The organism is Cryobacterium sp. TMT1-2-1 (genome assembly GCF_004403955.1).
In the GTDB taxonomy this organism is placed as follows: domain Bacteria; phylum Actinomycetota; class Actinomycetes; order Actinomycetales; family Microbacteriaceae; genus Cryobacterium; species Cryobacterium psychrotolerans.
In genome coordinates this window covers 1-20,216 of record NZ_SOHC01000082.1, presented here as the reverse complement: position 1 = coordinate 20,216, position 20,216 = coordinate 1, and the positions used below count along the sequence as shown (strand labels likewise).

19 protein-coding genes and 2 pseudogenes are annotated in these 20,216 nt (G+C 68.7%); 11 read left to right on the top strand and 10 right to left on the bottom strand.

Annotation, left to right across the window (positions count from 1 at the left end; genetic code table 11):
* The first annotated feature begins 64 nt into the window (after positions 1-64).
* The 7 genes from E3T33_RS14610 (at position 65) to purL (ending at position 8,415) form a co-directional block, all read left to right on the top strand.
* On the top strand, positions 65-991 hold the full coding sequence (locus tag E3T33_RS14610; RefSeq protein ID WP_092321493.1) for a LysR substrate-binding domain-containing protein: 927 nt from the start codon (positions 65-67) through the stop codon (positions 989-991).
* A 110-nt stretch (positions 992-1,101) separates the two neighbouring features.
* Complete coding sequence (locus E3T33_RS14605) at positions 1,102-2,268, top strand: acyl-CoA dehydrogenase family protein (RefSeq protein WP_092321492.1); 1,167 nt, start codon at positions 1,102-1,104, stop codon at positions 2,266-2,268.
* A gap of 13 nt (positions 2,269-2,281) precedes the next feature.
* Complete coding sequence (locus E3T33_RS14600; protein WP_134575666.1) at positions 2,282-3,265, top strand: tripartite tricarboxylate transporter substrate binding protein; 984 nt, start codon at positions 2,282-2,284, stop codon at positions 3,263-3,265.
* 3 nt (positions 3,266-3,268) lie between these two features.
* Positions 3,269-3,721, top strand: coding sequence for a MaoC family dehydratase (locus E3T33_RS14595; RefSeq protein ID WP_092321490.1), 453 nt, complete (start codon positions 3,269-3,271; stop codon positions 3,719-3,721).
* A gap of 161 nt (positions 3,722-3,882) precedes the next feature.
* Positions 3,883-4,353: a DUF3817 domain-containing protein gene (locus E3T33_RS14590; protein WP_092321489.1), complete on the top strand. Its 471-nt coding sequence runs from the start codon at positions 3,883-3,885 to the stop codon at positions 4,351-4,353.
* An 85-nt stretch (positions 4,354-4,438) separates the two neighbouring features.
* Complete coding sequence (locus E3T33_RS14585) at positions 4,439-6,064, top strand: AMP-binding protein (RefSeq protein WP_134575664.1); 1,626 nt, start codon at positions 4,439-4,441, stop codon at positions 6,062-6,064.
* Positions 6,065-6,108: 44 nt separating this feature from the next.
* Entirely contained in the window at positions 6,109-8,415 is a 2,307-nt protein-coding gene (purL, locus tag E3T33_RS14580; protein ID WP_134575662.1) for a phosphoribosylformylglycinamidine synthase subunit PurL, read from the top strand.
* A gap of 100 nt (positions 8,416-8,515) precedes the next feature.
* Here purL and E3T33_RS14575 read toward each other — a convergent pair whose 3' ends face one another.
* From E3T33_RS14575 to E3T33_RS14535, 9 genes and pseudogenes are all read right to left on the bottom strand, one after another.
* Complete coding sequence (locus E3T33_RS14575) at positions 8,516-8,851, bottom strand: DUF6804 family protein (RefSeq protein WP_134575660.1); 336 nt, start codon at positions 8,849-8,851, stop codon at positions 8,516-8,518.
* Positions 8,852-9,031: 180 nt separating this feature from the next.
* Positions 9,032-9,967 carry an SDR family NAD(P)-dependent oxidoreductase gene (locus E3T33_RS14570; protein WP_092321485.1) on the bottom strand — a complete coding sequence of 312 codons (936 nt, stop codon included), beginning with the start codon at positions 9,965-9,967 and terminating at the stop codon, positions 9,032-9,034.
* Positions 9,964-10,326 (bottom strand): chorismate mutase, encoded by a 363-nt coding sequence (locus E3T33_RS14565; protein ID WP_092321484.1) that lies wholly within the window; start codon positions 10,324-10,326, stop codon positions 9,964-9,966. Before E3T33_RS14565 ends, E3T33_RS14570 begins: the two co-directional genes overlap by 4 nt.
* A 42-nt stretch (positions 10,327-10,368) precedes the next feature.
* Entirely contained in the window at positions 10,369-11,310 is a 942-nt protein-coding gene (locus E3T33_RS14560) for a DMT family transporter (protein WP_092321703.1), read from the bottom strand.
* Between the two features lie 209 nt (positions 11,311-11,519).
* On the bottom strand, positions 11,520-12,806 hold the full coding sequence (locus E3T33_RS14555; protein ID WP_092321483.1) for an adenylosuccinate synthase: 1,287 nt from the start codon (positions 12,804-12,806) through the stop codon (positions 11,520-11,522).
* A gap of 152 nt (positions 12,807-12,958) precedes the next feature.
* Positions 12,959-13,348: pseudogene (locus E3T33_RS15630) on the bottom strand (DUF3151 domain-containing protein); the annotation flags it as partial.
* Between the two features lie 154 nt (positions 13,349-13,502).
* A complete protein-coding gene (locus E3T33_RS14545) occupies positions 13,503-14,633 on the bottom strand; it encodes a hypothetical protein (protein ID WP_134575658.1) in 1,131 nt (376 codons plus the stop codon).
* A 104-nt stretch (positions 14,634-14,737) separates the two neighbouring features.
* Positions 14,738-15,112 (bottom strand): DUF4440 domain-containing protein, encoded by a 375-nt coding sequence (locus tag E3T33_RS14540; RefSeq protein WP_092321480.1) that lies wholly within the window; start codon positions 15,110-15,112, stop codon positions 14,738-14,740.
* Complete coding sequence (locus tag E3T33_RS14535) at positions 15,109-15,765, bottom strand: RNA methyltransferase (RefSeq protein WP_134575656.1); 657 nt, start codon at positions 15,763-15,765, stop codon at positions 15,109-15,111. The genes E3T33_RS14540 and E3T33_RS14535 overlap by 4 nt, the downstream gene beginning before the upstream one ends.
* Before the next feature lie 74 nt (positions 15,766-15,839).
* Here E3T33_RS14535 and E3T33_RS14530 point away from each other — a divergent pair, with 74 nt between their 5' ends.
* From E3T33_RS14530 to E3T33_RS14515, 4 genes are all read left to right on the top strand, one after another.
* Entirely contained in the window at positions 15,840-16,535 is a 696-nt protein-coding gene (locus E3T33_RS14530; RefSeq protein ID WP_134575654.1) for a VTT domain-containing protein, read from the top strand.
* Between the two features lie 57 nt (positions 16,536-16,592).
* A complete protein-coding gene (locus E3T33_RS14525) occupies positions 16,593-17,888 on the top strand; it encodes an Nramp family divalent metal transporter (protein ID WP_134575652.1) in 1,296 nt (431 codons plus the stop codon).
* A gap of 133 nt (positions 17,889-18,021) precedes the next feature.
* Positions 18,022-18,666, top strand: a complete 645-nt coding sequence (locus tag E3T33_RS14520; RefSeq protein WP_092321476.1) for a metal-dependent transcriptional regulator — start codon at positions 18,022-18,024, stop codon at positions 18,664-18,666.
* A gap of 54 nt (positions 18,667-18,720) precedes the next feature.
* Entirely contained in the window at positions 18,721-19,521 is an 801-nt protein-coding gene (locus E3T33_RS14515; RefSeq protein ID WP_092321475.1) for an HAD-IIA family hydrolase, read from the top strand.
* 78 nt (positions 19,522-19,599) lie between these two features.
* On the opposite strand, the pseudogene E3T33_RS15360 reads toward E3T33_RS14515, so the two are convergent.
* Positions 19,600-20,216 (bottom strand): annotated as a pseudogene (locus tag E3T33_RS15360) (septum formation family protein); the annotation flags it as partial.

Here is a 20,216-nt window from a genome sequence, read left to right as displayed (position 1 = left end):
TACCTCAGCAGCAATAATGCATAAGTGCTTGACACTTTCATGCGCCCTTGGCAATAGTGGAGGCATGGAAATCCAGCAGATTCGAGCCTTCCTGGCGGTGGCCGAGGAACTGCATTTCGGCCGGGCGGCCGAGAAGCTCTTCATCGCGCAACCCCCGCTGAGCCGGGCCATCCAGAACCTGGAGCGCGAACTGGGAACGCTGCTCTTCGCGCGCAGCACTCGCTCCGTGCGGCTCACGCCGGCCGGAGAGGCACTCGTGCGGCCGGCCAGGGATATCCTCGACGGCGTACGGCGGGCCGGGATCGCCGTGGCTTCGGCAGGCAAGGGCGAGACGGGACGGGTGCGGGTTGCCTTCGCCGGGGCTTCCTCGCACGTGATGGTGGGCAAGCTCGCCAAACTCGTTCGGGAAACGCATCCGGGAATCGACTTCGAGCTCTACAGCTCCAACTTCGCGATCCCGGCCCTCGACAAGGTGATCAACAAGGAGATGGAGATCGGCCTGGGGCGGTGGAACTTCATCCCGGCGGGAATCGAGCACCGCGTGATCGCCTACGAAAACCTGGTTATCGCGATCCACTCCAGTCATCCGCTCGCCGATCGGAAATCGGTCTCCATGGCCGATCTCGTCGGTGAACCCTTCGTGACTCTCCCGCAGGACCCCGGAGCGATCCTGCGTGACCACCTGTTTCGATTGGCAAGCACGGCCGGCTTCGTGCCCTCCATCGTGCAGGTCGCTCCCGACACGTGGACCCTGGTCTCACTCGTCGCCGCCGAGATCGGCATTGCGCTCACCGTCTCCACCGTGGCCGAGAACGTCTACTATCCCGGCGTGATCTTCCTCCCGCTCGAGGACGACACGGAGCCCATCCTGCTGCAGCTCGTGTGGCGCAGCGACAATGACAGCCCCGCGCTGCGGGAGGTTTTGAGGCTCTCGGAACGAGTGCTCCCGACACCCGCGGTGGCGCCTGGTGCCGCGATTCATACCGAATAGAGAACAAATTGCCGAGGGATTTGGTATTGGATCGAAAATAGATTTGCTGGCACAGTCGATACCGTGCAGCTGGTCACCCAGCGCGCCAACCCGGCAAAGGAGCCACTCATATGCCCGCGACCACCTCGGATGTCCTGAACCTCGATGGGCTGCTGAGCGCAGCGGAACTCGAACTGCGTGACACGGTTCGACGCTTCGTGCAGGACAGCATCAAGCCGCACATCTCGGACTGGTACGAATCGGCGCACTTTCCGCTCGACATCGTGCAGCAAATGGGAGCGCTCGGGCTCCTCGGCATGCACCTGACGGGCTACGGCTGCCCGGGCCGGTCAAGCGTGGAATACGGCCTCGCCGCCATGGAACTCGAAGCCGGGGACTCCGGCCTGCGCACCTTCGTGAGCGTGCAGGGGTCCCTCGCCATGAGCAGCATCCACAAGTGGGGCTCCGAGGAGCAGAAGACCCGGTTCCTGCCCGAGATGGCGGCCGGCCGGCTGATCGGATGCTTCGGACTCACCGAGCCGACCGCAGGCTCCGACCCGTCGAGCATGGCCACGACCGCCCGCCGTGATGGGGACGGCGGCTGGATACTCGCCGGCTCCAAGCGGTGGATCGGCCTCGCCTCCGTTGCCGACATCGCAATCATCTGGGCGATGACGGAAGACGGCGTGCGCGGTTTCATAGTGCCCACCGACGCTCCGGGCTTCACGGCCACCCCAATCGAGTCTAAGCTCTCGATGCGCGCCTCCATCCAATGCGACATTCTGCTCGAGGATGTTCGCCTTCCGGACGCCGCCCTGCTGCCGGGCGCCCGGGGACTAAGAGGACCGTTCGCTTGCCTGAATGAGGCCCGCTACGGCATCATCTGGGGCGCGATGGGCGCGGCCAGGGACAGCTACGAGGTGGCGCTGGCCTATTCCCTTGACCGCCTTCAGTTCGACAAGCCCCTCGCCGCGTACCAGATCACGCAGCTCAAGCTCGTGAACATGCTGCTTGAGATCCAGAAGGGCACCCTGCTCGCCATCCACACCGGCCGCATGAAGGACGCCGGCGTCCTCGAGCCGGTGCAGATTTCCTTGGGCAAGCTCAACAACGTGCGTGAGGCCCTCGACGTCTGCCGGGAGGCCCGCTCCATCCTCGGTGGCAACGGCATCACGCTGGACTACTCGCCGCTGCGCCACGCGAACAACCTGGAGTCCGTGCGCACCTACGAGGGCACCGACGAGGTGCACACCCTCATTCTCGGCAGCCACATCACCGGCATTCCGGCATTCCGGTAGGCGGGCAGCGATCATGAAGGAGACTCGCAAATACCTCGTGGTTCCCGCAGCAGCCGTCGGGCTGTCGCTCGTGCTGTCCGGGTGCCAGGCCGGCGCGGCCGGCGGCACCACGGCCAACTACCCGTCGAAGGCCGTCACGGTGCTGATGCCGTACGCGGCCGGCGGCCCCTCCGACCTCACGGCGCGGACCCTCTCGTCCTGCCTCGGCGACAGCCTCGGCCAGACCTTCGTGGTGGAGAACAAGGCGGGAGGCAGCGGAGCAGTGGCAATGCAGGAACTGGCGAGCGCAAAGCCCGACGGCCACACCCTCGGCCTCGGAACGGCGGGCACGCTCGTGATGACCCCACTCGTCAACGAGCTGGCCTATTCGCTGGACGACTTCACCCCGCTCGGCGTCATGGCGGAGAACCCCACCCTCATCGTCGTGGGAGACGAGTCCCCCTACGAGAGTGCGAAGGAGTTCTTCGCCGCTGCGGAGAAGCACCCCGGAACACTCACGGTCGGCGTGCCCGGAGCGACCAGCCCGGCCGCGATCGAACTGCAGCGCCTCAGGAACGAGTACGGAGTCGACGTTGTGGCCGTGCCGGCATCCGGAAATGCGGAGATGACCACCAGCCTGCTCGGCGGACACGTCGACGCGTTGTTCATCAACGATCACCCCGACGTCAATTCACGCATCGACGAGGGAACGTTCCGTCCGCTGGCCGCGACAACCTCCGAGCGATTGCGCTGGCTCCCAGAGCTGCCGACGCTGACCGAGCTCGGCTACACCGACCTCGTCAATGCGACATCCGTTTTCGGGTTGTTCGCTCCGAAAGACCTGCCGACGCCCATCATTGAGGATCTCGAGAGCGCCCTCGAGGCCTGCATGACCGACTCCGCCGTGCTCGAACAGCTCGGGGAGAACCTCGTACCGGAGGAGTTCCAGGACGGGGCGGCCCTCGGCGAGAGCCTGGCCGAGATCCAGGCCCTGTACCGACCGATCCTGGAGCGCTGACCCGTGCGCGAAATTCACGGCCTCACCCAGCTCACCGCGCTCGTCGGCGAGGAGCTCGGCGTCAGCGAGTGGCACACCGTGACACAAGACCAGGTGCAGGCTTTCGCCGATGCAACCGGCGACCAACAGTGGATTCACGTTGATCCCGTTGCGGCCGCCGCCGGACCGTTCGGCCTGACGGTGGCTCACGGGTACCTGACGCTCTCCATGATTCCGTTTCTGGCGAAGCAGGTGTACCAGGTCGCCGGACTGCGGATGGTCGTGAACTACGGGCTCAACAAGGTGAGGTTCCCGAACCCCGTTCCGGTGGGCTCCCGGGTGCGCGACCGGCTCACGCTCCTGTCCGTGACCGGGTCGGAACGGGGCCACCAGGCCGTCATTCGCCACCGGATAGAGATCGATGCGCCTGGCCGGCCCGCCTGCGTGGCCGAGACGGTGTCACTCCTGGTCGAATAGTCCGGCCGCCAAGACGGGCCGACACCCGCGCCGGGACGTCTGCGGCTCAAAGCTCAAACGGGGCCGGCGGGAGCGAGACTCAAACTTTCGGCGGATGCCAGGCCCGGCATCCGGTGCGAGGATGGGATCTCACCCTCCCCCTCATTTGGAGTGATGCCCCCGTGTCTCCGCGCCTGTTCTACCGCACCATCGCCATCGCCGAGGCGGTGACCTGGACGCTCCTGCTCACGGGCATGCTGCTCAAGTACGTGCTGCTGCCCGGCGAAACGGGCGACCTGGCCCTGCGGGTCGGCGGCACCCTGCACGGCCTCGTCTTCATCGCCTACGGCATGACCGCGGTGCTCGTGGGTGTCAACCAGCGCTGGAGCCTGCGGCTGATGGTCGCGGCGGTCATCACCGCAATCGTCCCGTACGCCACGATCCCGTTCGACCGCCTGCTGGAGCGTCGCCGCAAGCTCGACGGCGACTGGCGCAGCACGGCGACCAGCGACCCGCGGGACCACACCTGGCTGAGCGTGCTCCTGCGCTGGATGCTGAACCGTCCGGTTCTGCTCGGCACGGTCTTCGTGGTCGGCCTCGTGACGATCATGGCGACCCTGCTGATCATCGGCCCTCCCGGAGGCAGGGCATGACGGCGACGCACACAGGAGGCGCCAGTGGCGGGGAGGTAGCCTGACCGGACGCTCAATCCGAGCGCCGTGTCAAAGGAGACCATTCGTGTTCACGAGCCCGTATCCCGACGTCGACATCCCCGACCTCAGCATCTTCGACTATCTCTTCGGAGAGATCGAAGACACCGACCTCGATCGTGTCGCCGTCGTCGACGGAGCAACCGGAGCCGCCACCAGTTACCGCACCCTGATTGACCAGATCAACCGGATCGCCGGCGCCCTCGCGGCCCGCGGAGTCGCGCCCGGCACGGTCGTCGGGCTGCTCTGCCCGAACATTCCGGCCTTCGCGAGCGTGTTCCACGGGATCCTCCGCGCCGGGGGAAGCGTCACGACCATCAACTCGCTGTACACGCCGCAAGAGATCCAGCGCCAGCTCGAGGACTCGGGGGCGGAGCTGCTCCTGACGGTGTCACCGCTGCTCGGCGGGGCCCGTTCGGCGGCGAGGTCCGCCGGCATCGACGACGAGCGGGTGATCGTGCTCGACGGCGCGGCGGGGCATCCGTCGCTCGCCGACTTGCTGGCCCAGGGAGCGGATGCCCCGCGCGTGTCGTTCGACCCGGCCACCCACGTTGCCGTGCTCCCGTATTCCTCCGGCACGACGGGCCGGCCGAAGGGCGTGCGGCTCAGCCACCGCAATCTCGTGGCCAATGTGCAGCAGGCGCGCGACCTGATCGGCGTCGTCCAGGACGACCGGGTGCTCGCGCTGCTGCCGTTCTTCCACATCTACGGCATGACGGTGCTGCTCAACCTGGCGTTCAAGCAGCGCGCCGCGTTGGTGACCATGGCGAAGTTCGATTTCGCCGAATTCCTGCGGATCATCCAGGACCAGCGCTGCAGCTACGTGTTCATCGCGCCGCCGATCGCCGTGGCCATCGCGAAGCATCCGCTCGTCGAGTCGTACGACCTCACCAGCGTGCACACGGTGCTCTCCGGCGCCGCGCCGCTGAGCGGCGAGCTGGCCGCCGCGGTGTCGACCCGTCTGGGCTGCCGGGTGCTGCAGGGCTACGGGATGACCGAGGCCAGCCCGGTGTCGCACCTGATCCCGATCGACGCGCCGCAGCTCTCCCGCGCCTCGGTGGGGGTGACGGTGCCCAACATGCAGTGCCGGCTCGTCTCCACCGAGACGGGCGAGGAGATCCCCGTGCCCGCCGACGGGGTGAGCGAGCCGGGCGAGCTGCTCGTGCGCGGGCCGAACGTCATGCTCGGCTACCTGAACAACGACGACGCCACCCTCGACACCATCGACGCGGAGGGATTCCTGCACACCGGGGACATCGCCACGGTCGGCGCGGGCGGCGAGGTCACCATCGTCGACCGCAGCAAGGAGCTGATCAAGTACAAGGGCTACCAGATCGCCCCGGCCGAGCTGGAGGCGCTGCTGCTCACCCACCCGCACATCAGCGACGCCGCCGTGATCGGGGTGATGGATGCCGATGGCCAGGAAATCCCGAAGGCGTTCGTCGTCGTCGTGGCCGAGGCATCCGTGCACGGAGACCATGTGATCGCGTTCGTGGCCGACCGGGTTGCGCCGCACAAGAAGGTGCGCCTGGTCGAGTTCATCGACGTGATTCCGAAGTCCTCGTCCGGGAAGATCCTGCGCAAGGACCTGCGTGTGCGGCACGCGGAAGCGGCGGCCACGGCCGCCGAAGTGACACGGAGGCCGGGCAGGTAGACTTGCCGGGTCAAACATCCGTTAGCCCTGGGAGAACGCCACTCGTGACCGCTGTTTCCACCACCCCCTCCCGCGGCGTCGCCGACACCGTTTCGAACGCCCTCGCGACGCCGGAGAAGGACCAGCCGTTCGACGCGCTGGGCCTGACCCCCGGTGAGTACCAGGAGATCCGCGAGATCCTCGGCCGCCGCCCCACCAGCGGCGAACTGGCCATGTACTCGGTCATGTGGAGCGAGCACTGCTCGTACAAGAGCTCCAAGATCTACCTGCGCCAGTTCGGCGAAAAGGTCTCCCCCGCCATGAAGAAGAACCTCATGGTCGGCATGGGCGAGAACGCCGGCGTGCTGGATGTCGGCGAGGGCTGGGCGGTCACCTTCAAGATCGAATCGCACAACCACCCCTCCTACATCGAACCGTTTCAGGGCGCGGCCACCGGCGTCGGCGGCATCGTGCGCGACATCATCTCGATGGGCGCCCGACCGGTCGCCGTGATGGACGCCCTCCGCTTCGGTGACATCGACGACCCCGACACCGCCCGCGTCGTGCACGGCGTCGTCTCCGGCATCTCCTTCTACGGCAACTGCCTCGGCCTGCCCAACATCGGCGGCGAAACCTGGTTCGACAAGGTCTACCAGGGCAACCCGCTCGTCAACGCGCTCTCGGTCGGCGTGCTCCGCCACGAAGACCTGCACCTCGCCAACGCGACCGGGGCGGGCAACAAGGTCGTGCTCTTCGGGGCGCGCACCGGCGGCGACGGCATCGGCGGCGCATCCATCCTCGCCTCCGAAACGTTCAGCGAAGGCGGGCCGACGAAGCGCCCGGCCGTGCAGGTCGGCGACCCGTTCGCCGAGAAGGTGCTCATCGAGTGCTGCCTCGAGCTGTACCGCGACAAGCTGGTCGAGGGCATCCAGGACCTGGGCGCAGCGGGCATTTCTTGCGCGACCAGCGAGCTGGCGTCCAACGGCGACGGCGGCATGTACGTCGAACTCGACAAGGTGCTGCTGCGCGACCCGACCCTCACGGCCGAAGAGATCCTGATGAGCGAGAGCCAGGAACGGATGATGGCCATCGTCACGCCCGACAAGCTCGCCGGCTTCCTCGCGGTCACCGCGAAGTGGGATGTCGAAACCAGCGTTCTCGGCGAGGTCACCGACACCGGCCGGCTCATCATCGACTGGCACGGCGAAGAGATCGTCAACGTCGACCCGCGCACCGTCGCGGTCGACGGGCCGGTGTACGAGCGCCCCGTCGCCTATCCGAGCTGGATCGACGCGCTCCAGGCCGACACGGCATCCGCCCTGCCGCGCCCGACCGACGCCGCCTCGCTCGAGGAGCAGTTCCTGGCCCTGCTCGGCTCGCCGAACCTGGCCGACCCGAGCTGGATCACCGACCAGTACGACCGCTACGTGATGGGCAACACCGCCCTCTCCTTCCCCGACGACGGCGGCATGATCCGCATCGACGAGGAGACCGGGCTCGGCTTCGTCATCGCGACCGACGCGAACGGCCGTTACTGCCAGCTCGACCCGTACCGCGGTGCCCAGCTCGCCCTGGCCGAGGCCTACCGCAACGTGGCCGTGACCGGCGCGGTTCCGGCCGGCATCAGCGACTGCCTCAACTTCGGCTCCCCGGAGAACCCCGAGGTGATGTGGCAGTTCAAGCGGGCCGTCGAAGGCCTCGCCGACGGATGCCTGGAGCTCGAGATCCCCGTCACCGGCGGCAACGTGTCGTTCTACAACCAGACCGGCGACCAGCCGATCCACCCCACCCCCGTCGTCGCCGTGCTCGGCGTGATCGACGACGTCGCCCGCCGCGTGCCGAGCGGCTGGCAGGACGACGGACACAACATCTACCTCCTCGGCATCACCCGCGAAGAGCTCGACGGGTCCGCCTGGGCCGGCGTCATCCACGACCACCTGGGCGGGCTCCCGCCCGAGGTGGACCTCGGCCGCGAGGCCGCGTTGGCCGGGCTGCTGCACGCCGCCAGCCAGCAGGGACTCGTCGACAGCGCCCACGACCTCGGTGCAGGCGGGCTCGCCCAGTCCCTGGCCGAGGCGGTGCTCCGGTTTGGGGTCGGCGCCCGGGTCTGGCTCGGCGACATCTGCGAGCGCGACGGCGTGGACGCATCCGTCGCCCTGTTCTCGGAGTCGACCGGACGCGTGATCGTGTCGGTTCCCCGCGAAGACGACGTGAAGTTCCTCGGCCTCTGCGAGGGGCGGGGCTACCCGGTGCTGCGCATCGGCGTGACGGATGCCTCGGCGCCGGTCCTGGAGGTGCAGGACTACTTCACCGTGCCGCTCGCGGAGATGCAGGCCCGCCACCGCGGCACGCTCCCGTCCCGCTTCGCTTAGGGGGCTGGCTGCTCGAACGCCCCGTTTGTGGCGGTGAGTTGCGGACAAAGTACCGTGAGTTTCACAACGAAGGTACTTTCTCCGCGACTCAGCCGGGGACTCAGTCCTTCTGGACGGGCACCCGGGTCACGACGCCGCAGACGATGAACACGATCGAGGCGATGAACTGGGCGGAGACCCAGCCCTGGCCGTGCAGTTCAATCACGACGATCGGGTTCCAGAGCACGGCGATCGGCACGAGCCCGAGCAGCCACCACCACGCCTTCGCCTGGATCACGAAGACGCAGAGGATCAGCGCGAGGATGCTGACGATGTAGCGGATGACGATGAACCCGTCGACATCGAGCAGGGCGAGCCCGCCCAGGAGCGCCATCGCGCCGAGCAGCCCGGGCGCGAGCGCGGAGCGCGTGAACGTCGGCTCGGCGGGTGTTCCCATGGGACGTTTATCGGCGGGCATCCTCTCACCCTATCGAGGCCCCGCCCGCTCGCCGAACTGTGAGTTTGGCACCTTCCCGGGCCGCGCGAAGGTGCCAAACTCACAGTTCGGCGAGATGTGGTTGGGCGAGATCGGGTTGGGCGGACGGGGTTGGGCGGACGGGGTTGGGTGGGGGCGGGGTCAGGCCGGGAAGGGGACGCCGAGGAGGGCTTCCGAGCGCGACCACAGCCGGGCCGCGATCGCGGCGTCGCGGGAGGTGCGAGTGGGTGCCTGCCGGGCCGGGCGGCCGCGGGTCAACCAGCGCGGGCCGTAGTACTGGCCGCCGACGGCATCCGGGTCGACCGCGGAGCGCACGATCGGCCACGCGCCCTGGTGCTTGCCCTGGGCGCCGATCGCGAGCGGCAGGCCGCCGATGACGCGCTTCCGGCGAGTCGGTTCGTTCACGCCCGGGATGCCGGAGGTCAGGCCCGAGATCGAGTAGCCGGGGTGCGCGACCATGGACTGCACCCCGGCCGGGCCGCCGACGCCGGACTCGCGCAGCCGCCGGTCGAGTTCGAAGCCGAACACCTGCATGGCAATTTTGGACTGCGCATAGGCCTTCCAGAGGTCGTAGCCGGTCTCGAGCTGCAGGTCGTCCAGCGCCGAATCCATCAGGCGGGAGATCATCGACCCCAGGGAGACGACCCGGCTGCCGGGCGTGCGCAGCAACGCCGGAAGCACCTGCGCGGTGAGCGCGAAGTGGCCGAGATAGTTGGTGGCGAAGACGAGCTCGTTGCCGTCAGGGCTGACCTGCCGGTCGCGCGGCGGATGCACGATCCCGGCGTTGAGGATGAGGCCGTCGATGCGCGGGAACTGGAGCAGCGATTCCGACGCCGAGCGCACCGATTCGAGGTCGGCAACGTCGAGGGTGATGGTCGACACGGATGCCCCCTGCACCCGGCCGCGCAGGGCCGCGAGGGCGGCATCCGCCCGGTCGGGATTGCGGCAGGCGAGCACGACGTGCGCGCCGGCGGCGGCGAGCTGCTCGCTCGTGAAATAGCCGAGGCCCGCGTTGGCGCCGGTGACGACGAACGTCTTCCCGGCCAGCGGGGGGAGCGTCCGGGGGTTCCAGCTCACGGAGCGGGGGTCGAGGCTGCCGAACCGCCGGCGGAGGAGTCGGTCCCGGCGATCTGCTCGTGGTGGTGAATGACCTCAGCGATGATGAAATTGAGGAACTTCTCGGCGAAGGCCGGGTCGAGCCTGGCGTCTTCGGCGAGGCCGCGCAGGCGCTGGATCTGCAGCAGTTCGCGGGCCGGGTCGGCCGGTGGCAACCCGTGCGCGGCCTTCAGCCGCCCCACCTGCTGCGTGAACTTGAACCGCTCGGCCAGCAGGTGGATCAGCGCGGCGTCAATGTTGTCGATGCTCTGGCGGATGCCCTGCAGCTCGTCGTTGCCGTTCTCCCCGGCGGGTTCGGGCAGATCTTCGTGTGCGGCCATACTTCGACGATAATGCACTCGGCCCGTCCCCCGGCCCACCCGTTACCCTCGGGCGGCGGGCGGGAACTCGGCCGGCTCCAGGTGCGGCGCGGACGGACCGTGGACCCGGCTGTCCCGCAGCCGCAGCCGGATCCGTTTCTGGGCCAGCAGGATGCCGACCAGCACCAGCAGCGCGCCGACCGGTTCGTGCCAGGAAAAGGTTTCGGCCAGCACGAGGACGCCGAGGACCACGCCGACGACCGGGGTCACATAGGTGACCGTCGACGCGTTCGTGGGCCCCCAGGCCCGCAGGACGTTGATGTTCCAGATGTAGGCCAGGCCGGTGCCGAGGGCACCGAGGGTCAGCAGGCTGAGCACGATCGGCCAGTTCAACGACACGGGAGTCCATGCGAGCACGGGCGTGAGCAGGAGCATGATCGCGCCGCCGATGCCGATGTTCAGGAACGCGAAGGTCGCTCCCGCGATCGGCCGGCCGCTGAGGTGTTTGCGTGTGTAGCTGAAGGTGAAGCCGTAGCAGACGGCCGCGCCGAGGCAGGCCAGCTGGCCCCAGAGATCGCCGGTGAGGGCCGCGTACTGCCACGGGCCGATGATCACGATCACGCCGAGGATACCGACGAGAATGCCGACCGCCTGGCTGCGGCCGAGCTTCTCCACCCGGAAGGCGAGGGTGGCCATCAGCGCCGTCATGATCGGCGTCACCGCGTTGTAGATGCTCGCGAGGCTGGACGAGACGTACTGCTCGGCCCAGGCGAAGAGGAGGTGCGGGACGACGCATCCGGTGATCGCGATGACCGTGAAGTGCAGCCATACGATGCGCTCGCGCGGCAGCACGGGCCCGCCCGCGACGCGGGGCCGGCTGATCATCACGATCAGGCCCAGCGTGAGCCCACCGAGCACGAGCCGCGACCAGGCGACCTGGCCGAAGCTCACCCCGTCGAGGGCGATCTTCATGAACAGGAAGCTGGCACCCCAGACCACGCCCATCCCGAGGAATTGGAGGGTGACGAGGGTCTTGCCTGCTGCCGGGGAGTCGCTCACCAACCGACCCTATCGCGCCGCGCCGACGCCCGAATCGGCTGTCGCCCGTGATGTCCGTAATCCGCCGACACTGCCCCCCGCGAAACTGCAATCGTGCGCGTCATGGGGCGTCCATAACGCGCACGATTGCGGTTTCGCGGGGAGGGAGGGAGGCGTCAGCCGAGCAGGTCGTGGCGAACGACGATGGCCTCGCGGTCGGGGCCGACGCCGATCGCCGAGATGCGCGAGCCGCTCATCGCCTCGAGCGCGAGCACGTAGTCCCGGGCGTTCTTCGGCAGGTCGTCGAACGAGCGCACGCCCGTGATGTCCTCGGTCCAGCCGGGGAACTCCTCGTAGACGGGCTTCGCGTGGTGGAAGTCGGACTGCGACACCGGCACCTCGTCGAAGCGCACGCCGTCGACCTCGTAGGCGACGCAGACCGGGATGGTCGCGAGGCCGGTGAGCACGTCGAGCTTGGTGAGCACGAAGTCGGTGACGCCGTTGATGCGCGCCGTGTAGCGGGCGATCGGGGCGTCGTACCAGCCGCAGCGCCGCGGGCGTCCGGTGGTCGTGCCGAACTCGAAGCCCTGGGCGCGCAGGAACTCGCCCGAGTCGTCGAAGAGCTCGGTCGGGAACGGGCCCGCGCCCACGCGGGTCGTGTACGCCTTCACCACGGCGATGATCCGGTCGATCCGGTTGGGGGCGACGCCCGAACCGGTCACGGCGCCGCCGGACGTGGCGTTCGAGGAGGTGACGAACGGATACGTGCCGTGGTCGACATCCAGCATCGTGGCCTGGCCGCCCTCGAAGAGCACCGTCTTTCCGGCGTCGAGGGCCTGGTGCAGCAGCAGCGCGGTGTCTTCGACCATGGGGCGCAGGCGCTCCGCGTAGCTGAGCAGGTCGTCGACGACCTCGTCGACCGTGATCGCCCGGCGGTTGTAGACCTTGACGAGCATGTGGTTCTTCTGGGCGAGGGCGCCCTCGACCTTCTGCCGCAGGATGTTCTCGTCGAACAGGTCCTGCACGCGGATGCCGACCCGGTTGATCTTGTCGGCGTAGGTCGGCCCGATTCCGCGGCCGGTCGTGCCGATCTGGCGCTTGCCGAGGAAGCGCTCCGTCACCTTGTCGAGGGTGCGGTGGTACTGGGTGATGACGTGGGCGTTGGCGCTCACCTTGAGCTTGGAGACGTCCACTCCGCGGGAGCTGAGCGCGTCGAGCTCCTCGAAGAGCACCTCGATGTCGACGACCACGCCGTTGGCGATGACCGGCGTGACACCCGGGGAGAGAATGCCGGACGGCAGCAGGTGCAGGGCGTACTTCTCGTCGCCGACGACGACGGTGTGCCCTGCGTTGTTGCCGCCGTTGAACTTGACGACGTAGTCGACTCGGCTGCCGAGCAGGTCGGTGGCCTTGCCCTTACCTTCGTCGCCCCACTGGGCTCCGATCAGAACGATGGCTGGCATTAGTTGTCTCCTCGGATGACGAAGGCTTCGGTGGGCGGGGCCGGGTCGGTTCCGGGCGGGGAGGCGGGCGACGAGTGTCTCCCCCCGCCGGGCGTGACCACCCGGATGACCTGGGTCTCGGTGTGCTCGTGCTCGAACCGGTTGATGACGCTCGGGTCCGCGCCGTTCAGGAATGCGGTGAGGCGCTCCACCTCGTCGGTCTCGCCGATCTCGGCAGCGGCCCGGCGCAGCGCGTAGAGCGCGCGCAGCACGCCGCGGTTGGGTTCGTGCGACCACGGGATCGGGCCCTGGCCGCGCCATCCGGCCTTGCGCAGCGAGTCGAGCCCGCGGTGATAGCCGACCCTGGCGTAGGCGTAGGACTCGAGCGTGCGGCCCTCCGCATGGGCGGCGTCGGCCAGTGTGGCCCAGGCCAGGGGTGAGGTCGGATGCGCCGCGACGACCTCGGGGATTCCGCGGCTGCCGGTTCGACTGAGCGCCGCGATCACCTCGGGTTCCGGGGGAAGGAGGGTCTCGGGCTGGTCAAGCAGATTGGCGCCGGTCACACCCCATGCTACCAAGACCCCCTCCGTCCCCTCCGCGAAACTGCAGTCGTGCTCGTTATCGGGGGATTTTAACCCGCCCGTGAGGGGTCGCATATCGACCTTCCCGGGGCCAGCGAAGGTCGATTTGCGACCCCTCACGCGGGGTCAGCCGGCGTCAGGACGCGGGCAGGGTGGGCCAGCGCAGGATGGCGCAGGCGCTCGCACCCGCCGGAAGCTCGCTCGGCGACGCCACGACCACCCGCGCATCCGTCAGGATCGCGGCACGCACGAGGGCGTCCGCTGCCGGAACGGCGCCCAGCTCGCCCGCACCGAGCGCGTCCTCGGACGAGGCGGCCACCCAGGGCCCGCGGTCCAGGGCGATCAGCGTGGAGTCGCCCATGGTGCCCGGCGCGATGATGAGCACGTCCACCTGGCTCTGCTGGAGTCCGCGGGTCACGGCAGCCTGGTCGATTTCGGACAGACCGTCGTTGCGTCCCGTCTCGAGCCGCGTGAGCGCGTCGTACTCGTCGGCGGCAAGGATCGAGGCGATGTGGCGGTGCAGGTCGGCGTCGAGTTCGTCGGTCGTGGCCCCGCCCGGGCGCGTGTTCGTGGGAACCACGGTGAGGATCTTCAGGCTGGCCGGGGAGAGCGCGTCGATCAGGAGTTGCCGGGCCCGCACGTCTCCGGTCACCACGAGCAACTCGGCCCCGCTGTCACGCACGACCTCGTCGATGGCCTCCGCGACGAGCCCCTCATTGCGCTTCCAGACCTCCTCGGTGTGGTGCTGGTAGCGCCCGTTGGCCAGGAAGTCGTCTTCGGACTGCGTCTTGGTCAGGAACTCGGTGTCCCCCTGCACGGCGCGGTGAGCGACGGGCTGGCTGCGGCTGAGCCGGAACTGACGGATCTCGCCGCCGTCCCTGCCCACCTCGGCCACGACGTAGCAGAGGTCCCTCGGCCGCTGGATGAGCAACGGAATCAGCGCCGGCACCGGTCCGTAGTTCACGATGAGTTCGCCCAGCGGCTCCCCCGGCAGCAGTTCGTTGACCTCGACGGCGCCGCCCCGCACGACGAGGAGGCGACTGACCGAACCGCCGACGCCCGGCGGTTCTTCGAGCAGGTCGACGATGACCGCCGCATCGGCTTCGGGGGCGCCGGCATCGATCAGCGCCTCGCGCACCGTGCGCTGCCGGATGGTCCCGGTGCGGCGCGGATCGCTCGTGTCCTGCGTCACATCTGCGTAAACCGTCGACGTGTTCCCCGCGCGACGGTAGAGCTCCGAGAGGCCCTCGTTCCCGAAATCAGCCATGGTCATCGATCCTTTCCGTGGTGCCTAGTAGTGGGACCACGGTAGACCTCGGCTCCGGCTCTGACAACCCTTCGGAATCCGCCCCGGGGCGACCCGTGCGCCGCTTAGACCGGGGTCTGCTGGTGGGCGGCCACGCACCATCCGCCGTTGGCATCGTCGAAGACGTAGGTGGTCGACATGATCGACTCCGTGACCTCGTCGCCGCTCCGGACAACGGCACGGTAGACGACGATTCCGGCGTGCTCGCCGAGGCGGATGACGGCCGGGTCGTGGATCTCGTAGCTGTCCGGGGCCGACGCGCCGGTGAAGGATGCGGCCGCCTGGTCGCGGCTCAGGACCTCGCCCGGCCTGATCATCAGCGCATCCCGGGTCATCGTGCGCCGGTAGTAGCCGGCACCCTGGCCGGCAGCCCTGGCTTGCCACGCCTCGTGTTCCTCGTGCAGCAGTCGGGCGGGCAGATCGTCGGTGATCGCAGTCATGACCCCACGCTAGCGCGTGCGCGTCCGAAGCGGTGCTGCAATATCCAGTCGTGCATGGTGACCGCCGCTGCGGCCGAGGCGTTGATCGACCGGGTGGAGCCGTACTGGCTGATTTCGACGACGGCGTCGGCGGCGGCGATGGCCTCCTCGGAGAGGCCAGGACCCTCCTGGCCGAAGAGCAGCACGCAGCGTTCGGGGAAGCTGAAGGTCTCGATGATGACGCTCCCGGGCACGTTGTCGATGGCGATGATCGGCAGGGTCTCGCCGGCAGCCCAGTCGACGAAGGCCGCGACATCCGGGTGGTGCAGCACGTGCTGGTAGCGGTCGGTGACCATCGCGCCGCGCTTGTTCCAGCGCTTGCGCCCGATGATGTGCACGGTGTCGGCGGCGAAGGCGTTGGCGCTGCGCACGATCGAGCCGATGTTCATGTCGTGCTGCCAGTTCTCGATGGCCACGTGGAACGGATGCCGGTGCTCGTCGAGGTCCGCCACGATCGCGTCCATCCGCCAGTAGCGGTACCGGTCGATCACATTGCGGGTGTCGCCTCCCTCGAGCAGCGCCGCGTCGTACTGGGGCTCGTCCGGCCACTCCCCCTGCCACGGGCCGACGCCGTGGGTGGAGAGTTCGGGCGTCGGATTCTGATGCTCGGTCACCGCTCCACCGTATCCCGCGAACACACATCTCCCGGCGGTTAGTCTGGACGGCCGCAACCGGAAGGACTATTCGCATGCTGCCCACTCTCTTCGGGATCGACTTTCTGGACTCCGAATGGCTGATCGGCTGGTTCGGATCCTTCGTGCTGCTGGGTGTCGCCGCGGTCGTGTTCATCGAAACCGGCTTCATCGTGTTGGCGTTCCTGCCCGGCGACTCGCTGCTGTTCACCGTCGGCCTGCTCACCGCGACCGGCGACGTCCCGTTCCCGATCTGGGTGACCTGCGCGGTCATCTTCGTCGCCGCGTTCGCCGGCGACCAGCTCGCTTACTACCTCGGCCGCAAGGCCGGCCCGGCCGTTTTCGCGCGCGAGGGCAGCCGGTTTTTCAACCCGAAGAACGTGGAACGCACCAATGCCTTCTTCGCGAAGCACGGCGGCAAGGCCGTCATCATCGCCCGCTTCCTGCCCGTGTTTCGCGCCTTCGTGCCGGTGGCCGCCGGGGTCGGCCGCATGCGCTACCGCACCTTCGTCACCTACAACCTGATCGGGGCCTTCGCCTGGGGCGTCGGCCTCACCCTCGTCGGCTACCTGCTGGGGCAGATTGCCTTCGTCGAGAAGTACTCCGAGTACTTCATCATCGGGATCGTGCTGCTGTCCGGGGTTCCGATCCTCTCCGAGTTGTACAAGGGCGGGCGAGAAGCGATGCGCGCCCGCGGCGGGCGCCCGGCGCCCGTGCCCCGCGCATCCATACCTGACGACCTGCGCGAGTAGCAGCGCCCTCGCCCGGGGTGCCTTTCGGGTACCCTAAACCTGCCCTATGATTTCGGTATGCCTAAAGATGACGCCGGGACTCAGGACGACGTGCGACCGGATTCCCCGCGAGCCGCCTCGTCGCCCGAGATCACGACCGTCGCATCCTCGCGCCTGCTCTGGCTGCTCGGCCCGGCCCTCGTCGCCGGCGTCGCCTACCTCGATCCCGGCAACGTCGCCAGCAACATGACCGCCGGCGCCCGCTACGGCTACCTGCTCGTCTGGGTGGTCGTGGCCGGCAACGTGATGGCGTGGCTGATCCAGTACCTCTCGGCCAAGCTCGGCATCGTCACGGGCACGAGCCTGCCGGAGATCCTGGGCGTGCGGATGCGGCGCCCACTCGCACGGCGTCTCTACTGGGTGCAGGCCGAGCTCGTGGCCATGGCCACCGACCTGGCCGAAATCATCGGTGGCGCGGTCGCGCTCCACCTCCTGTTCGGCCTCCCGCTGCTCGCCGGCGGCGTGATCACCGGCGTCATCTCGATGATCGTGCTCACCGTGCAGACCCGCCGCGGGCCGCGCACCTTCGAGCGTGTGATCGTCGCGCTGCTGCTGATCATCGCCGTCGGCTTCACGGCCGGCGTCTTCATCTCCCCGCCGGATGCCGGCGGGGTCGTCTCCGGGCTCGTGCCGCGCTTCGAGGGCACGAACTCGGTCCTCCTCGCCGCGTCCATCCTCGGTGCGACGATCATGCCGCACGCCATCTACGCCCACTCCGCCCTCGCCCGCGACCGGTTCCCCGCGTGGCAGGGCGAGAAGGCGACCAGGCGGCTGCTCTGGGCGACGAAATGGGACGTTTCGATCGCCATGGCCATCGCCGGCACCGTGAACCTCTCGATCCTGCTGCTCGCGGCATCCGCCCTGCAGGGGGTCGCGGGAACCGACACCCTCGAGGGCGCCTACGCCGCCCTGGCGACGACGCTCGGACCGGCGGTCGCCACGATCTTCGCCGTCGGGCTGCTCGCCTCGGGCCTCGCCTCCACCTCGGTGGGCGCCTACGCCGGCGCGGAGATCATGCACGGCCTGCTGCACGTGCGGGTGCCGCTGCTCGCCCGTCGGGTGGTCACACTCATTCCGGCGCTGCTCATCCTCGGCGCCGGCTTCGACCCGACCCAGGCGCTCGTGCTCAGCCAGGTCGTGCTGTCGTTCGGCATTCCGTTCGCGCTCATCCCGCTGGTCTGGCTCACCGCGCAGCGCGGCATCCTGGGCACGTATACCAACCGCTGGTTCACGACCGTCGCCGGGGCCGTCTGCGCCCTGCTGCTCGTGGCGCTGAACGTGGTGCTGCTCGTGCTGCTCTTCACCGGCGCGTGAGCCCGCCCATGTCCCCCTTCATGATCCCGACCCCGTCCCCCATCCCCGCGAAACCGCAGTTGTGCTCGTTATTCGGCGCCCCTAACGAGCACAAGTGCGTTTTCGCGGTGGCGATCGGTAGCCTGAGGGCGTCATGACACACACCACCCCGGCCTCCGAGGACTACCTCAAGACCATCTACGCGCACACCGAATGGCAGCCCGACCCGATCACGCCGTCGGGGCTGGCGATGCGGCTGGGAGTCGCTCCGTCCTCCGTCACCGAAATGGTGAAGAAGCTTGCGGCGATCGGCCTGCTCACGCATGTTCCGTACGGCCCGCTGTCGCTGACGGATGCCGGCCGGTTGCGCGCGACGGCGGTGGTGCGGCGGCATCGACTGATCGAGACCTGGCTCGTGCGCGAGATGGGCTATGACTGGGACGAGGTGCACGACGAGGCGGAGATCCTGGAGCATTCGATCTCCGACCGTCTCCTCGAGGCGATCAACGCCCGGCTCGGCTTCCCGTCCAGCGACCCGCACGGCGACCCGATCCCCGCCGCCGACGGCGCCGTCGACCGGGCGCCCGCCATTCTGCTGGCGGCGGCGCGACCCGGCCACGCCGGAACCGTGCTGCGGATCAGCGATCGCGACCCCGGCATCCTGCGCGATCTCGCGACCGACGGAATCGGTCCGGGCACGCGGCTGGTGGTCGTCGACGCCCTCACCGTGCGTCTGCCGTCGGGTCGCACCCGGCCGCTGACGCTCGAGGCGGCCGGCTCGATCTGGGTCAGCGATTAACCTCCGCGTAACGCGCCCCGGCTAGGCTGGGGGCCCCAGGGAGAGGACCGCTAGATGGCACGTCGTGACGAGATCGAATGCTGGCTCACCGACATGGACGGCGTCCTCGTCCACGAGAGCGCCGCGCTTCCCGGGGCGGCCGCGCTGCTCCAGCAGTGGACCGACGCCGGCACCCCGTTCCTGGTGCTCACCAATAACTCGATCTTCACCCCGCGTGACCTGAGCGCCCGGTTGCGTGCCTCCGGCCTGAACGTGCCGGAAGACCGGATCTGGACTTCGGCGCTGGCCACGGCCGACTTCCTCAAGTCGCAGATCCCCGGCGGCACCGCGTTCGTGATCGGCGAGGTCGGAATCACGACGGCCCTGCACGAGGCCGGCTTCATCATGACCGAGACCAACCCGGACTACGTCGTCGTCGGCGAGACCCGCAACTACTCGTTCGAGGCGATCACCAAGGCGATCCGTCTGCTGCTGGGCGGCGCCCGCTTCATCGTGACCAACCCGGATGCGACCGGGCCGAGCGCGGACGGACCGCTGCCGGCGACCGGAGCGATCGCCGCGCTCATCACCAAGGCCACGGGCATGGAGCCCTACGTCGTGGGCAAGCCCAACCCGATGATGTTCCGCTCGGCGATGAACAAGATCGGCGCGCACTCCGAGAACACGGCCATGATCGGGGACCGGATGGACACCGACATCATCGCCGGCATCGAGGCCGGCCTGCACACGATCCTCGTGATGACCGGCATCAGCGACAAGGCCGAGGTCGGCCGCTACCCGTTCCGCCCCGACGAGATCCTCGCCGGCGTACACGAACTAGTCGCCGCAGAGCCGGCAGAGTCCGACGAAATCTAGCCCGCTCACTCCCCGCGAAACCGCAGTTGTGCGCGCTAAAATGCCCGAATGGCGCGCACAACTGCGGTTTCGCGGAGGTCAGCCGAGCGGCTCGGCCGACGCCCGGCTGAGGAAGCAGTAGTAGTCCCGCTGGCCGCTCGTCCACTGCTCGTCCGTCACCGGGTAGCTGCCCTGCACCTGCAGGTCGGGGATGGCACCGACAGCGGCGAGGTCGATCACACCGGGGGCGCTGCAGAGCGCGTTGATCTGCTCCGCAAGCGCGGCCTCGCCGGGGAACGCGGCATCCGGCTCGCCGGCGAACACGCCGCGGTAGACGAGCTGGGCGGCGTGAGGGGTCGCGCAATCCACGACCGTGAACTCCTCCTCCCACGGGGAGGTGTACGGCTGCAGGCATTCGCCGCCGCGCAGGGCGTCCCAGTCATGCACGCCGACCGGCTGCGGGCCGGTGGCCGGCGCGGTCGGAGTGGGAGTCGGAGTGGCCGTCGGCGTGGTGTCGGCGGATGCCGCGCTGCTCTCGGTCGGCGCGGCGATCGGGGCTGGACCGCCAACCAGCCGTTGCCCGAAGTAGAACAGGGCGACGAGCACGCCGGCCGCGAGCAGGCCGCCGGCCACCCAGGCCAGGACCGTGACAACCCGCCGGCGGTCGGCGGGCTTGCGGGCGGGCTTGCGCGGCACGCCGGCGGACGCGGCAACGG

Bases quoted from the DNA above. Each gene is read 5' to 3' on its own strand.
- E3T33_RS14610 (WP_092321493.1), top strand. From the start codon at position 65: ATGGAAATCCAGCAGATTCGAGCCTTCCTGGCGGTGGCCGAGGAACTG.
- E3T33_RS14605 (WP_092321492.1), top strand. From the start codon at position 1,102: ATGCCCGCGACCACCTCGGATGTCCTGAACCTCGATGGGCTGCTGAGC.
- E3T33_RS14600 (WP_134575666.1), top strand. From the start codon at position 2,282: ATGAAGGAGACTCGCAAATACCTCGTGGTTCCCGCAGCAGCCGTCGGG.
- E3T33_RS14575 (WP_134575660.1), bottom strand. From the start codon at position 8,851: ATGGGAACACCCGCCGAGCCGACGTTCACGCGCTCCGCGCTCGCGCCC.
- E3T33_RS14565 (WP_092321484.1), bottom strand. From the start codon at position 10,326: ATGGCCGCACACGAAGATCTGCCCGAACCCGCCGGGGAGAACGGCAAC.
- E3T33_RS14560 (WP_092321703.1), bottom strand. From the start codon at position 11,310: ATGGGCGTGGTCTGGGGTGCCAGCTTCCTGTTCATGAAGATCGCCCTC.
- E3T33_RS14555 (WP_092321483.1), bottom strand. From the start codon at position 12,806: ATGCCAGCCATCGTTCTGATCGGAGCCCAGTGGGGCGACGAAGGTAAG.
- E3T33_RS14545 (WP_134575658.1), bottom strand. From the start codon at position 14,633: ATGGCTGATTTCGGGAACGAGGGCCTCTCGGAGCTCTACCGTCGCGCG.
- E3T33_RS14540 (WP_092321480.1), bottom strand. From the start codon at position 15,112: ATGACTGCGATCACCGACGATCTGCCCGCCCGACTGCTGCACGAGGAA.
- E3T33_RS14530 (WP_134575654.1), top strand. From the start codon at position 15,840: ATGCTGCCCACTCTCTTCGGGATCGACTTTCTGGACTCCGAATGGCTG.
- E3T33_RS14525 (WP_134575652.1), top strand. From the start codon at position 16,593: ATGCCTAAAGATGACGCCGGGACTCAGGACGACGTGCGACCGGATTCC.
- E3T33_RS14520 (WP_092321476.1), top strand. From the start codon at position 18,022: ATGACACACACCACCCCGGCCTCCGAGGACTACCTCAAGACCATCTAC.
- E3T33_RS14515 (WP_092321475.1), top strand. From the start codon at position 18,721: ATGGCACGTCGTGACGAGATCGAATGCTGGCTCACCGACATGGACGGC.